A 13,700-nucleotide genomic window follows, 5' to 3' on the forward strand; every position below is an offset into this window, starting at 1 on the left:
GTGGCTGATGGCCTCATCGCAGGCAAGCCAGCTCCCACCTTTAAATTGTGAATACAGTCAAAGGTGGGAGCTGGCTTGCCTGCGATGGCGGCTTTGAACCCACCCCAGATCTCAGCGATTAAGCCACTCCAACATCCCCAGCCCAGCCGCTCTGCCACTGGCAAAACACCCCGTCAGCAAATACCCACCAGTGGGCGCCTCCCAGTCCAGCATTTCCCCCGCACAAAACACCCCAGGCAATGGCTTGAGCATCAACCGCTCATCCAGCGCTTCAAACGGCACACCCCCCGCCGTACTGATCGCCTCATCCATCGGCCGCGTCCTCACCAATGTCAGCGGCAACGCCTTGATATCCACTGCCAACTGCGCCGGATCGGTGAAGTGTTCAGCGGGCGTCAGCTCGCGCAGCAGGGCTGCTTTCACGCCATCCAACCCCAACTGACTGTGCAAGTGCTTGCTCATCGACCGCGAACCCCGGGGCTTGGCCAATGCGGCCTGCACTTTGTCCAGCGGCTTGCTCGGCAGCAAATCGATATGCACCGTGGCTGCACCGCTGCGGTTGATCGTTTCGCGAATTGGCGCCGACAAGGCGTAAATCAAACTGCCTTCAATACCGGTGGCGGTTATCACGCATTCACCCAGCCGAGGCTTGTCATCCCCCAGGCCAATGGCGACGTTTTTCAACGGTGCGCCAGCGAATTTGCTGACCATCAACTCGCTCCACGCCGACACTTCGAACCCGCAGTTGCTCGGTTGCAGGCGCACATAGGGCAGGCCTTTGCCTTCAAACAGGTTCAGCCACACACCGTCGGAGCCCAGGCGCGACCAACTGCCGCCGCCCAGGGCCAGCAACACCGCGTCGCTGTGGACAACTTTCTCGCCGTCCGGGCTGTGGATAAGTAAACCGCCTTCGGCATTCCAACCTGTCCAGCGATGTCGGGTGTGGATAACCACACCTTGATCCCGCAGGCGCTTGAGCCAGGCGCGCAACAGCGGTGCGGCTTTCATGTCGGTAGGAAATACGCGGCCGGAGGTGCCGACAAAGGTCTGGATACCCAGGCCATGGATCCATTCGCACAACGCCTCGGCGCCAAAGCTGCGCAACAGCGGCGCCATGTGCGGGGCGCGTTCGGCATAGCGCGACAGGAACGCGGGGTAGGCTTCGGAGTGGGTGATGTTCATGCCGCCGACACCGGCCAGCAGGAACTTGCGCCCCACCGAAGGCATGCCGTCGTACAGGTCGACCCGCACGCCCGCTTGGCTCAAGACTTCGGCAGCCATCAGCCCGGCAGGGCCACCGCCGATAATGGAGACGTGGTGGGCAGAAGTCTGAGGCATGGGCAGGGCTACGGTGATGTGAATAGGCCGAGCATTCTACCCGACCACGACGCCGCTGCCTGATCAAAAAACGTACACTTTCCTACAGGCCATGCGGCCACTCGCGTGCAGCCGCTTACGCTCAAGTTATCCACAGGCCGTTCCACAGGCATTGTGGGTAACGCCCATAGTTCAATGACAGCCTGATGACGTCCACACCCGTTGCGCGCTGTGATGCAGGATGCCGTGACGACGGGCGAGGGCGGGGCGGTCTTTGCTGTAACCGCCGCCGATCACGCCCATCACCGGTATGTCGCGGCCCAGGCAGTGGCGCATCACGCTTTCATCGCGGGCGGCGACGCCTGCGTCTGTCAGCTTGAGGTAACCGAGGGCGTCGTCCTTGTGTACATCCACGCCAGCGTCGTACAGCACCAGGTCGGGCTGGTAGAGCGGCAGCAAATAGTTGAGCGCGTCATCCACTACCTTGAGGTAGTCGGCATCGCCCATGCCCATGGGCAGCGGGATGTCCCAGTCGCTTTGGGCCTTGCGTGCCGGGAAGTTCTTTTCGCAGTGCAGCGACACGGTGATGGCCTCCGGTGTGTCGTGGAGGATGCGTGCAGTGCCATCGCCCTGGTGCACGTCGCAATCGAAGATCAGCACGCGATTGACCCGGCCGCTGGCCAGCAGATAGCGGCTGATCACTGCCAGGTCGTTGAAAATGCAGAATCCCGCCGGATAATCGTAATGGGCATGGTGGGTACCACCGGCCAAATGGCAGGCCAGGCCATGTTCGAGGGCCTGTTCAGCCGCCAGTATCGAGCCACCCACCGCACGCACGGTGCGCCTCGCCAGGGCTTCGCTCCAGGGCAGGCCGAGGCGGCGCTGGTCTTCGCGAGACAGTTCGCCGCCCATGTAGCGTTCGATATACCCAGGTTCATGGGCCAGGGCCAGGATGTCTGCCGGGCACAGCTGCGGGCGCAGCAATTGGCTGTCCTGGGTCAGGCCACTGTCCACCAGGTGGTCACGCAACAGGCGAAACTTGTCCATGGGGAAGCGGTGGTCCGCCGGGAACTCAGGGCTGTAGTCTTCGTGGTAGATCAATGGCAAGGGCATGGGATTTTCTGACGGGAACCTGCGAAGGATCTTAACAGCGCTGTACACTCACGCACATGGCAAGGCAGGGGGACCCATGGAGCCGATACTGGAATTGGAAAGTGCACGCTTGGTGCTGCGCCAATGGCGCGACAGCGACCTGCCGGAATTTGCGCGCATGTGCGCTGACCCGCAGGTGATGCGCTACTTTCCGGCTCAATTGAGCCACTTGGAGAGCGCCGCGCTGATCGGCCGGATTCGCGGGCATTTCGCTGAATATGGCTTTGGTTTCTGGGCGTTGCAGCGCAAAGACACCGGTGAATTTATCGGCGTGACGGGCCTTGCGAATGTCAGCTTCGAAGCGGGCTTCACCCCGGCGGTGGAGATTGGTTGGCGCCTGGCCCGTGAGCATTGGGGCCTGGGCTATGCCAGTGAGGCGGCCTGGACGGCATTGCGCTGCGGCTTTGATCGCTTGCAGCTGGACGAAGTCGTCGCCTTTACCACCGAGGCCAATCTGCCGTCACAAAAAGTCATGCAGGCCATCGGTATGCATTACGATCCGCAGGCAGATTTCGAACACCCCAAAGTCGCAGCCGGTGACCCGCTGCGCCCGCATGTTTTGTACCGCATCACCCGCGCCCAATGGTTGGACACGCTGCACGGATAAGCAGCCCGGAATGCCCTATTGATTGTAGGAGTTGCTCTATGAGCCAAGTATTGGAAGATCTGGTGGACTTGCTGACCCTGGAGCCGATCGAGGAGAACCTCTTTCGCGGCCGTAGCCAGGACCTGGGCTTTCGCCAGTTGTTCGGCGGCCAGGTGCTGGGTCAGTCGTTGTCGGCGGCCAGCCAGACCGTAGAAGAAGCGCGGCATGTGCATTCCCTGCACGGTTATTTCCTGCGCCCTGGCGATGCCGCGTTGCCGGTGGTGTATTCGGTGGACCGTGTGCGCGATGGCGGCAGCTTCAGCACGCGCCGTGTCACCGCGATTCAAAAGGGCCATCCGATCTTTACCTGTACCACCTCGTTCCAGTACGACGAAGCAGGCTTCGAGCACCAGACCACCATGCCGGTGGTGGTGGGCCCGGAGAATCTGCCGTCGGAGCTGGAGCTGACCCAACAGCGTGCGCACCTGATCCCCGAGCACATGCGCGACAAGCTGCTGTGCCCCAAGCCCATCGAAGTGCGCCCGGTCACCGAAAAAGACCCGTTCAACCCGCAGCCGTCCGACCCGGTCAAGTACGTGTGGTTTCGTGCCGACGGCGCCCTGGCGGATTCGCCGGCGCTGCATAAGTACTTGCTGGCCTACGCCTCGGACTTCGGCCTGTTGACCACCTCGTTGCTGCCCCACGGCAAGACCGTGTGGCAGAAAGACATGCAGGTGGCCAGCCTCGACCATGCGCTGTGGTTCCACGCTGACCTGCGTGCCGATGACTGGTTGCTGTACGCCATGGATAGCCCATGGGCCGGCAACTCCCGGGGTTTCTCCCGCGGCAGCGTGTACAACCGCGCCGGGCAACTGGTGGCATCGGTGACCCAGGAAGGCTTGATCCGCCATCGCAAGGACTGGGCATGAGCCTGTCAGACGTTAAACATTGGGTGTTCGACATGGACGGCACGCTGACGGTGGCAGTGCATGACTTTGCCGCCATTCGCGTGGCGTTGGAGATTGCGCCTGAGGACGACATCCTCACGCACCTGGCTGCATTGCCGGCGGATGTTGCGGCAGCCAAACATGCCTGGTTGCTGGAGCATGAGCGCGAGTTGGCGCTGGGTTCGGTCGCGGCCGAAGGTGCCGTTGAGTTGGTAAGGGAATTAGCCGGGCGTGGTTATCGCCTGGGGATCCTGACGCGTAATGCGCGGGAGCTGGCCCATATCACCCTGGATGCGATTGGCTTGGCGGACTGCTTTGCCATTGAGGATGTGCTGGGGCGTGATGACGCGCCGCACAAGCCTGATCCGGGTGGCCTGTTGAAACTGGCGGCGGCCTGGGGGGTAGCGCCGAGCGAGATGGTGATGGTGGGGGATTATCGCTTTGACCTGGATTGTGGCCGGGCGGCGGGGGCCAGGACGGTGTTGGTCAATTTGCCGGATAACCCGTGGCCGGAATTGGCGGATTGGCATGCCGAGGATTGTGCGGCGCTGCGCCGAATGATCTAACCCAGGCGACGGAGATCAAATGTGGGTTCCTTCAGGTGCTACTGGGCAAACAGCACCTTTTCTCCCTCTGGCGAGGTAAACATCTTATCCCCGTCATGCCCCACCCCCGGCACTTCCACCAGTTTGTGACTCAACTGCGGATGGCGCAGCTTGAGGTAGTCAAAGTAGTGATGCCCACGGATCAGCCTGTACGCACCCTGGGCTTCGGCCTCGCAGCTTTTATCCAGTGCCGGGTGGTTGGGGTCGGTGTCCTGCTGGCCCAACAGGTAAGTGATGTCGCGTGAGACGTAGGCTTTTTCCAGTTGCTGGGCGCCTCGGTCACCCACGTAATCGGGCAGTTTTTGCATGCCGTATTTCCAGTCGTTGAAGCTTGGGCAACTGGCCGTATCGAACGGCACCGGCCGCTGCGGGCTGAAGTAGGCGTAGGACGATGGGTTGGCCACCACGTACCGCAGGCTGATGCCTTCGCTCTGCAGCAATGGGTGGTCATGGCCGGTGAGGGCGAAGCGTTGGACGACCTGGCCGCCACCGGAATGCCCGGCGATCACGATTTCCTTTAGCGCCGGGAACAGCTTGCGGTTGCCCAGGTGCTTGATGATCTGGTCCAGAGCGCCATAAGAACTGACCTGCCCAGGCGCGGTGGAAGCTTCGCCAGCCATCCAGTCGTTGCCCTTCCAACGCAATACCTGATTGCCCAGGTGGTTACGCTTCACGTCCGATTGATTCAGAAACTGCGGCGCGATCACCAGCGTAGTGCCGCCAACCCCGGCATGGGTGGCGGCGTCGATACCGCTTTGCAGATAGGTCTGCGCATTGCGCAGGCGGCCATGCACGATGATCAGCGCACGCGTGACCTTGGGCAGCGGCTGGCGCCAGTCCTGGCTTACGCCAAGGCTGAGGTCGCCGGCCTCCAGATGAAAGCGATCGGGGCTGACCACCTTGACGCCGTGTTCAGCCGCCAGGGTGCAGCAGGACACGAACACACCCAGCAGCAACCCCAATCGTTTGATCATTTAGAGACTCTTGGCCGCGAAGGTATCGCATTGAGTGATCTGGCCCTGTGCGAAGCCGGTCTTGAACCAGCGTACCCGTTGCGCCGAGGTGCCGTGGGTAAACGAGTCCGGCACCACGCGCCCTTGCCCCTGTTGCTGCAAGCGGTCATCGCCAATGGCGTTGGCTGCATTCAGGGCTTCTTCGATATCGCCGGGCTCCAGCCAGTTCAGGCGTTTTTGCGCCCGATTGGCCCACACCCCGGCAAAGCAGTCGGCTTGCAGCTCCTGGCGTACCAGCAGGCCGCCATCGCCTTCCATCTGCCGACCCTGTTGGCGCGCCGCCTGGATCTTGGACGAGATGCCGAGCAGGGTTTGCACGTGATGCCCGACTTCGTGGGCGATCACGTAGGCCTGGGCGAAATCGCCGGCGGCCTGGAAGCGTTGCGACATTTCGCGGAAGAAATCCAGGTCCAGGTAGACCTGCTGGTCAGCCGGGCAATAGAACGGGCCGCTGGCCGAGGTGGCGCCACCGCAGGCGGAGTTCACCCGGCCACGGAACAGCACCAGCTTGGGGTTCTTGTAGGCCAGGCCGTTTTCCTGGAACACCTGGCCCCAGGTGTCTTCGGTGTCGCCCAGCACTGCGCGCACAAAATCGGCGTGCTCATCGTTGGCCGGTGGCGCCTGGCGCGATTGCGAACTCACCGACGGCGCCTGTTCCATCTGGCCGGTCAACTGGCCAAGGATCTGCATCGGGTCCTGGCCGGTCAGCCAACCAATGCCGACGATCAGCACAATGGCCGTCAGGCTCAGGCCCTTGCCGCCGCCAAAGCGCATACCGCCACCGCCGCCGCCACTGTCATCGCGGGCATCCACCACGTTGTCGCTGCGTCGGCCTTTTTTCCATAGCATGGGAGCATTCCTCTGTGTGCTAACCGTGATTGATTATGGTCGGTATTAACGGCAATAGCCTTCGCCGGTGGTCACGATCAGGCAGTCTTTTTTATCCGCCAGCCATTTCAGGCCGGTGGCGGCGCCGTCTCCGGCGCGCAACAGCTGCGGGCCGTCGGGGCGGGTGAAGGCGATGCCATCTTCGTTCGCTTCACCTTTGAAGGTGCCGGAACTGTCGGCGTCGAGGCCGTATTGCATGGTCAGAAGGTAGTGGCCGCGGCCGATGCTGTCGTCCTTGGCGATGGTCAGGTGCAAGCCTTCGACGCCGATCCATTTGCCGACCCATTGATCGGTGGGGGGCGTTTGCGGCACCAGGGTCGCCTGTACAGACGGCGGCGCGGGCTTGGGGGCTTCCTTGGCTTTATCGCAGGCGGTAAGCAGGGCGAGGGCAGACAGAACAAAGAGGATTTTTTTCATAGCGGCAAGGCCTTGATTAAAAAGTGTGCAACGCCTGGGCGAGCGTGCAGGGTTGGACTCGATTCCAGTGATTTAGTGCGCTGTTCGCCCGCTGTTTGGTTATGCTCTTGGAGCAGGCGCTGGCCCGGCTGCTAGATTACCGGGTTGAGTACCATCGCGTTCAGCCCGCCAGCAAGAGAATTCCATGACTGTCAGTACCCCCCTCTCAGGCGTCAACCATCCCTTCAAAGGCATCCTGCTGATTGTGGTGGCGACGTTCCTGTTCTCCAGCCACGACGCCTTGTCCAAATACCTGGCCGGGTTCTACCCCATTGTGATGGTGGTGTGGGCGCGCTACCTGGTGCACACCCTGCTGATGGCCGGGATCTTCCTGCCGCAATCAGGCTTGCGCGTACTGCGCAGCAAGCGCCCGGGTATGCAGGTGGTGCGGGCATTGTGCCTGTTGGGCACCAGCCTGTTTTTCACCGCCGCATTGCACTACATCCCATTGGCCGAGGCCACGGCGGTGAACTTCCTCGCGCCGATCCTGGTGACAGCGCTGTCGGTGCCGCTGTTGGGCGAACACGTGACACGCGGCCAATGGCTGGCGGTGATCTGCGGCTTTATCGGGGTGCTGGTCATCATCCATCCCGGCGGCGAACTGTTCACGCCGGCGGTGCTGTTGCCGTTGTGTTCGGCGACGTTCTTCTGTTTTTACCAACTGTTGACGCGCATCCTCAGTAAGTTCGATACGCCGACCACCAGCAACTTCTTCGCCGGGCTGTGCAATACCCTGGTCATGAGCGCCATGGTGCCGTTCTTCTGGCAGGTGCCGAGCCTGTGGCATGGCGTGCTGATGCTGGCACTGGGGACCTGCGGGATGACGGCACACCTGATGCTCACCCAGGCGTTCCGCTTTGCGGCGCCGGCCTTGCTGGCGCCGTTTGGCTATTGCCAGATTGTGTTTGCGGGGTTGTTGGGCTGGCTGGTGTTCAGCCATACCCCCGATACAACCACGGTGGTCGGTATCGGGGTGATCTGCATGAGCGGGTTGGCCGCTGCCTGGCAGCAGCGGCGCAGGTAGGTCAAAGGTCGACGGTAGGAATCTTGCGCGGAGCCATGAAGTACATCCAGGTCAGCGCAATGAAGTACATCGCCGGGATCAGGGTGAATAACACTGTGTAGTTGTTGTTGGTCACCGTGAGGATATGGCCGACGATCTGGGTCATGAACATGCCGCCGATGGCCGCGCACATGCCGCCGAAGCCGAACACCGTGCTCATCATGTGCTTGGGCGTGTAGTCCATCACCAGGCTCCAGATGTTGGCGGTCCAGGCCTGGTGGGCGCCGATGGCCAGGGAGATGGCGAACACCGCGACCCACAGCTGGCTGGAGCCGGCCGCCATGATCACACCGACTATGCAGCAGGCGAACAGCAGCATCGACAAGAGCCGCGCCTTGATCGAGTTCATCCCGCGGCCGATCAGGAATGACGACAGAATCCCGCCTCCCACGCTGCCGAAGTCGGCGGTCAGGTAAATGATGATCAGCGGAATGCCCATCTGCGTCACGTTGATGCCCAGGTTGTATTGCTGGTTCAAAAACGGCGGCAGCCAGTACAGGTAGAACCAGAACACCGGCGCAGTCAGCGCGTAGGCGATGGCGAAGGCCCAGGTGCCACGCATACGCAGGATGCGGCTGAACGGCACGCGGGGCTGTTCGGGCTCGACTTCCTGTTGCACGTAGTCCAGTTCCGATTGTTTAACGCTTGGGTGGTCTTCCGGGTTGTAGTACTTCAACCCCCAGAACACCAGCCAGATCGCGCCGAGTGCCGACATGCACAGGAACGCCGCCTGCCAGCCCCACACGTGCAGGATCAACGGCAGCAGCATCGGTGTCATCATCGCGCCGACGTTGGTGCCGGCGTTGAAGATGCCGGTGGCCACCGCACGTTCACCCGCCGGGAACCACAAACGTGTGGTCTTGACGCAGGCGGGGTAGTTGGCGGCTTCGGTCAGGCCGAGGATAAATCGGCAGACCATAAAGCCCACCGCCGAAGTGGCCAGACCGTGGGCGCCGGTGGCCAGGCTCCACAGCAGCACGGCGCAGAAGAACACGCGCTTGACGCCTACGCGGTCGATCAGGCGGCCTTGCAGCACAAAGCCGATGGCGTAGCCGACCTGGAACCAGAAGTTGATGTTGGCGTAGTCCATCGCCGTCCAGCTCATTTCTTTGGCCAGGATCGGTTGCATCACGCCCAGGGCGGCGCGGTCGATGTAATTCAGGGTGGTGGCAAAAAACACCAGGGCCAGCATGCCCCAGCGCGTTTTACCCACGGCCAGGGCACCGCGGATCTTGTCGCCGATGCCGGCGTGCGGGTTGCCCGGGCGCGTGGCCAGGGCTGGATTTTGCAGAGGCATGAGGTCGTACCCGTTTTTTTGAAATTCTTATGGTGTGTTCTGGGTCTTTGTTACATGAGCGAATTGCCCGGTCGATGGTGCGCAGTGGTTAAAAAGTCGTCAATTCGCCAAAGGGGCATAGTGTTCGATAATCGCACCAAAAACTAACCGGTTCGTACATTTTAATTGCTGCCTGTAGGCTGGGGGCGAATAATTTGCCACAAACAACAATTGCCGGGAGTCTTCCATGCAACGTTCTATTGCCACTGTGTCCTTGAGCGGCACCCTGCCGGAAAAGCTTGAGGCTATTGCCGCCGCCGGGTTTGATGGGGTGGAAATCTTCGAGAACGATTTGTTGTATTACGACGGCAGCCCCCGGGAAGTCAGGCAGATGTGCGCCGACCTGGGCATTGCCATCACCTTGTTCCAACCGTTTCGCGACTTCGAAGGATGCCGCCGCGACCGCCTGGCGCGCAACCTGGAGCGCGCCGAGCGCAAGTTTGACTTGATGCAAGAGCTGGGCACCGACCTGGTGTTGGTGTGCAGCAATGCCTCGGCCGACAGCGTGGGCGACGAACGTATTCTGCTCGATGACTTGAGCCTGCTGGCCGAACACGCGGGCAAGCGTGGCCTGCGCATCGGCTATGAAGCATTGGCCTGGGGCAAGCATGTGAACACCTGGCAGCAGGTGTGGAACCTGGTGCGCCAGATCGATCACCCAAGCCTGGGCGTGTTGCTCGACAGCTTCCACACCTTGTCGCTCAAGGGCGACCCCAGCGCCATTGCGCAGATCCCCGGCGACAAGATTTTCTTTGTGCAAATGGCCGACGCGCCGATCCTGGCCATGGATGTGCTGGAGTGGAGCCGGCATTTCCGCTGCTTCCCGGGGCAGGGCGAGTTCGACCTGGCGGGCTTTCTTGCTCCAATCATCCAGAGTGGCTACACCGGGCCGTTGTCCCTGGAAATTTTCAACGACGGTTTCCGCGCCGCGCCGACTCGGGCGAATGCGGCGGATGGCTTGCGGTCACTGTTATACCTGGAAGAAAAAACCCGCCAACGCCTGGCTGAACAAGCCCCCGCTGCGCCCGTGGACATCCTGTTTGAAACCCCGGCGGCCAGCGAATATGACGGTATCGAGTTTCTTGAATTTGCCGTGGATGAAAGCCTCGGCGCCAAACTGACCCACTGGCTGGAGCGCCTGGGTTTCGCCAAGGCCGGTCAGCATCGCTCGAAGAATGTGAGCCTGTTGCGCCAGGGTGACATCAACCTGATCCTCAACTGCGAACCCTATTCTTTCGCCCACAACTTTTTCGAGGCCCATGGCCCATCGCTGTGCGCCACCGCGATTCGGGTCAAAGACAGCGCCAAGGCCCTGGAGCGGGCGGTGGCCTACAAGGGCCAGCCTTATCGCGGCCTGGTCGGCCCCAACGAGCTGGAATTGGCCGCGGTGCGTGCGCCGGACGGCAGCCTGATCTACCTGGTGGACCCCAGCGAAGGCGGGCTGTACGACACCGATTTCAACCTGCAAGTGGCCACACCTGCCAGCGGTGGCTTGTTGCGCATCGATCATATGGCCATGGCGCTGCCGGCGGACAGCCTCGACAGTTGGGTGCTGTTCTACAAAAGCCTGCTGGATTTCGAAGCCGATGACGAAGTGGTGCTGCCCGACCCCTACGGCTTGGTGAAGAGCCGTGCGTTGCGCAGCCGTTGCAGTTCGATTCGCCTGCCGCTGAACATCTCCGAAAACCGCAATACGGCGATTTCCCACGCGCTTTCCAGCTATCGCGGTTCGGGCGTGCACCATATTGCCTTCGATTGTGCGGATATTTTCGCCGAGGTGCGCCGGGCCAAAGAGGCCGGCGTGCCGTTGTTGGATATTCCACTCAACTATTACGACGACCTGGCGGCGCGCTTCGATTTCGACGATGAGTTCCTCAGTGAGCTGGCGTATTACAACGTGCTGTACGACCGCGACGCCCAGGGCGGTGAGTTGTTTCATGTGTACACCGAGGCGTTCGAAGGGCGGTTTTTCTTCGAGATCATCCAGCGCAAGAACGGCTATGCCGGCTACGGCGCGGCCAACGTAGCGGTGCGTCTGGCGGCGATGGCCAAGTCGCGCAGTGGGGCGGTACGCCAGGCCCGGCTATAACCGCAGGCAGGTGCTTCCTTCGGGAAGCGCCGCGGCCCATAATCAGCGCTTGCAAACAATGGCCGTGAGCGCACCATGACCCCGAGTCCCGATCTCCCCGCGGTAGCTGACGCACCGCGCAAGAGTCGCAAGAACAATCCGGAAAAGACCCGCGAGAATATTCTCCAGGAAGCCATTGTCGAGTTTGTTCAACAGGGCCTGGCCGGCGCTCGCGTGGACGCCATCGCCGAGCGCATCCACACCTCCAAGCGCATGATCTATTACTACTTCGGCAGTAAAGAGCAGTTATACGTCGAGGTATTGGAGAAGCTCTACGGCGATATCCGCAACACTGAAACCCGCATGAACCTCACGGCCCTGGAGCCGCGTGAGGCGATTCGCCGGCTGGTGGAATTCACTTTCGATCACCATGACCAGAACGTGGATTTCGTGCGCATCGTCAGCATCGAAAATATCCACAACGCCGAGTACGTCAAACGTACCGAGACCATCAAGGCGATGAACAGCAAGATCCTCGAAGGGCTGGGCGAGACCTTGCGCCGTGGCGCCGAACTGGGGTTGTTTCGCGAAGGGCTGGAGCCGTTGGACGTGCACCTGTTGATCAACTCGTTCAGTTTTTACCGGGTCTCCAACCGGCATACCTTCAGCGAGATATTCCAGATCGAACTGTCGGATGAGGCGATCAAGCACCGGCACCGGGAGATGATCTGCGAGTCGGTGTTGCGCTACCTGCAAGCCTGAGTTCAGCGCTGGGCCAATGTGGGAGGGGGCAAGTCGAATCGTCGCACCGCCCCTCCCACATTTGAACTCTGTTTCGGCAGTCAGCCATTCATGCTCTGGAAGTGCGCCAGCATCCTGTCTGCATCCGCCACTTCACCGCTGAACAACTCAAACGCCTTCACCGCCTGAAACACCGCCATGTTGCCGCCATCCAGGGTGCGGCAACCCAATGCGCGGGCGTCGCGCAGCAGTTGGGTTTCCAGCGGGAAATACACGATTTCCGCGACCCACAACCCTGCCCGCAACAACGCCGCGGGGACCGGTGTGCCGGGCAGCTTGGTCATGCCCATCGGCGTGGTATTGACTAAACCATCGGCCTCGGCCATCGCATTTTCCAGATCAGTGCCGACCTGGGCACGACCAAGGCCGAAGCGCTGCGCGAGGTTATCCACAAGGTCGCGGGCGCGGGAGGCGTCCACGTCGAAAATGCTCAAGTGCTCGACCCCCTCTGCCAGCAGCGCATGGGCCACCGCTGCGCCCGCGCCTCCGGCGCCCATCTGCACCACGTGTCGGCGGGCAACGTCATGCAAGTTGCGGCGAAACCCTTCGGCGAAGCCCAGGCAATCGGTGTTGTGGCCGATGCGTTTACCGTCCCTGAACACCACGGTGTTGACTGCACCAATGCCCCGGGCCTCGTCGGACAAGTCATCAAGCAGGGGCAGGATCGCCTGCTTGCACGGGTAGGTAATGTTCAACCCGTTGAAGTGCATCAGCTCGGCGGCCCGCAGTAATTCCGGCAGGGCGTCGAGGTCCAGGTGCAGCGGCTCAAGGTCGATCAGGCGATACAGGTAGCGCAGGCCCTGGGCGTCACCCTCGAGTTCATGCAGGGCAGGGGTGCGGGAAGCCTGGATACCGGCGCCGATCAGGCCGGCGAGAATGCGCGGTTTCATCAGGCGCGTCCCTTGAGTGTCTGGCTGAAGTGCTCAAGCGCCAGGTGGTAGCCGTGGCTGCCAAACCCGGCCAGCACGGCCTTGGCGATGGGCGATACAAATGAATGCTGACGAAACGCTTCGCGCGCGTGCACGTTGGATAAATGCACTTCGATCACCGGCACTTCACTGGCCACCAGCGCATCGCGGATCGCGACCGAGGTGTGGGTCCAGGCTGCCGGGTTGATCACGATACCCGCACAACGGTTACGGGCGCCGTGGATCCAGTCGAGCAGTTCGCCTTCGTGGTTGGTCTGGCGAAACTCGATTTTCAGCCCGAGTTCAGTGGCGCTGCGACCACACAGGGCGGCGATGTCAGCCAGGGTTTCATGGCCATAAGTGGCCGGCTCGCGGGTGCCGAGCAGGTTGAGGTTGGGGCCGTTGAGCACCAGCACGATGGGCGGCATAGCGGGATCTCCACAGTTCTTATTGGTTATGTGGGTAAAATGTACTGGTTGGTTAGTTTGGTCAATTGATCGCAGCGGATCTGTGCGGTTATCGAACTGTTATCAACAACCTCTTACGGCCCGATCAGATTA

At 61.4% G+C, this 13,700-nt stretch carries 14 protein-coding genes; 6 read left to right on the top strand and 8 right to left on the bottom strand.

Annotation, left to right across the window (positions count from 1 at the left end; translation table 11 throughout):
- Window positions 1–111: 111 nt before the first annotated feature.
- Together JH25_RS08970 and JH25_RS08965 are read right to left on the bottom strand one after the other, a co-directional pair.
- Window positions 112–1,338 (bottom strand): TIGR03862 family flavoprotein, encoded by a 1,227-nt coding sequence (locus JH25_RS08970; protein WP_032879349.1) that lies wholly within the window; start codon window positions 1,336–1,338, stop codon window positions 112–114.
- Window positions 1,339–1,509: 171 nt separating this feature from the next.
- Window positions 1,510–2,430 (bottom strand): histone deacetylase family protein, encoded by a 921-nt coding sequence (locus tag JH25_RS08965; RefSeq protein WP_005791657.1) that lies wholly within the window; start codon window positions 2,428–2,430, stop codon window positions 1,510–1,512.
- A gap of 76 nt (window positions 2,431–2,506) precedes the next feature.
- Between JH25_RS08965 and JH25_RS08960 the strand changes: the two genes are divergently transcribed.
- The 3 genes from JH25_RS08960 to JH25_RS08950 are packed head-to-tail and all read left to right on the top strand — an operon-like array spanning window position 2,507 to window position 4,568.
- The gene (locus JH25_RS08960; RefSeq protein ID WP_032879351.1) at window positions 2,507–3,076 is read left to right on the top strand and encodes a GNAT family N-acetyltransferase; all 570 of its coding nucleotides are present in this window, start codon (window positions 2,507–2,509) and stop codon (window positions 3,074–3,076) included.
- Between the two features lie 38 nt (window positions 3,077–3,114).
- Window positions 3,115–3,984, top strand: coding sequence for an acyl-CoA thioesterase II (gene tesB / locus JH25_RS08955; protein ID WP_005791655.1), 870 nt, complete (start codon window positions 3,115–3,117; stop codon window positions 3,982–3,984).
- Window positions 3,981–4,568: an HAD family hydrolase gene (locus JH25_RS08950; protein ID WP_032879354.1), complete on the top strand. Its 588-nt coding sequence runs from the start codon at window positions 3,981–3,983 to the stop codon at window positions 4,566–4,568. The genes tesB and JH25_RS08950 overlap by 4 nt, the downstream gene beginning before the upstream one ends.
- Window positions 4,569–4,606: 38 nt before the next feature.
- Here JH25_RS08950 and JH25_RS08945 read toward each other — a convergent pair whose 3' ends face one another.
- The 3 genes from JH25_RS08945 to JH25_RS08935 are packed head-to-tail and all read right to left on the bottom strand — an operon-like array spanning window position 4,607 to window position 6,925.
- The gene (locus tag JH25_RS08945; protein WP_032879355.1) at window positions 4,607–5,581 is read right to left on the bottom strand and encodes a hypothetical protein; all 975 of its coding nucleotides are present in this window, start codon (window positions 5,579–5,581) and stop codon (window positions 4,607–4,609) included.
- Window positions 5,582–6,469 carry a KPN_02809 family neutral zinc metallopeptidase gene (gene ypfJ / locus JH25_RS08940; RefSeq protein WP_032879358.1) on the bottom strand — a complete coding sequence of 296 codons (888 nt, stop codon included), beginning with the start codon at window positions 6,467–6,469 and terminating at the stop codon, window positions 5,582–5,584. It lies immediately after the preceding gene.
- A gap of 45 nt (window positions 6,470–6,514) precedes the next feature.
- Window positions 6,515–6,925: a membrane lipoprotein lipid attachment site-containing protein gene (locus JH25_RS08935; RefSeq protein ID WP_032879360.1), complete on the bottom strand. Its 411-nt coding sequence runs from the start codon at window positions 6,923–6,925 to the stop codon at window positions 6,515–6,517.
- Window positions 6,926–7,109: 184 nt separating this feature from the next.
- Between JH25_RS08935 and JH25_RS08930 the strand changes: the two genes are divergently transcribed.
- On the top strand, window positions 7,110–7,988 hold the full coding sequence (locus JH25_RS08930; protein WP_005791650.1) for a DMT family transporter: 879 nt from the start codon (window positions 7,110–7,112) through the stop codon (window positions 7,986–7,988).
- 1 nt (window position 7,989) lies between these two features.
- Here the strand turns inward: JH25_RS08930 and JH25_RS08925 are convergent, their stop codons facing one another.
- The gene (locus JH25_RS08925) at window positions 7,990–9,324 is read right to left on the bottom strand and encodes an MFS transporter (RefSeq protein WP_032879362.1); all 1,335 of its coding nucleotides are present in this window, start codon (window positions 9,322–9,324) and stop codon (window positions 7,990–7,992) included.
- Window positions 9,325–9,550: 226 nt separating this feature from the next.
- Between JH25_RS08925 and quiC the strand changes: the two genes are divergently transcribed.
- Both quiC and JH25_RS08915 read left to right on the top strand, forming a co-directional pair.
- Window positions 9,551–11,452, top strand: a complete 1,902-nt coding sequence (gene quiC / locus JH25_RS08920; RefSeq protein WP_032879364.1) for a 3-dehydroshikimate dehydratase QuiC — start codon at window positions 9,551–9,553, stop codon at window positions 11,450–11,452.
- Window positions 11,453–11,527: 75 nt separating this feature from the next.
- The gene (locus JH25_RS08915) at window positions 11,528–12,193 is read left to right on the top strand and encodes a TetR/AcrR family transcriptional regulator (RefSeq protein WP_032879366.1); all 666 of its coding nucleotides are present in this window, start codon (window positions 11,528–11,530) and stop codon (window positions 12,191–12,193) included.
- Window positions 12,194–12,273: 80 nt separating this feature from the next.
- Here the strand turns inward: JH25_RS08915 and JH25_RS08910 are convergent, their stop codons facing one another.
- Both JH25_RS08910 and aroQ read right to left on the bottom strand, forming a co-directional pair.
- Entirely contained in the window at window positions 12,274–13,122 is an 849-nt protein-coding gene (locus JH25_RS08910) for a shikimate dehydrogenase (protein WP_032879368.1), read from the bottom strand.
- Window positions 13,122–13,568 carry a type II 3-dehydroquinate dehydratase gene (gene aroQ / locus JH25_RS08905; protein ID WP_005791645.1) on the bottom strand — a complete coding sequence of 149 codons (447 nt, stop codon included), beginning with the start codon at window positions 13,566–13,568 and terminating at the stop codon, window positions 13,122–13,124. Before aroQ ends, JH25_RS08910 begins: the two co-directional genes overlap by 1 nt.
- Window positions 13,569–13,700: the final 132 nt, after the last annotated feature.

The sequence above is a fragment of the Pseudomonas sp. BRG-100 genome (genome assembly GCF_000737955.1).
GTDB classification, from domain to species: Bacteria; Pseudomonadota; Gammaproteobacteria; order Pseudomonadales; family Pseudomonadaceae; genus Aquipseudomonas; species Aquipseudomonas synxantha_A.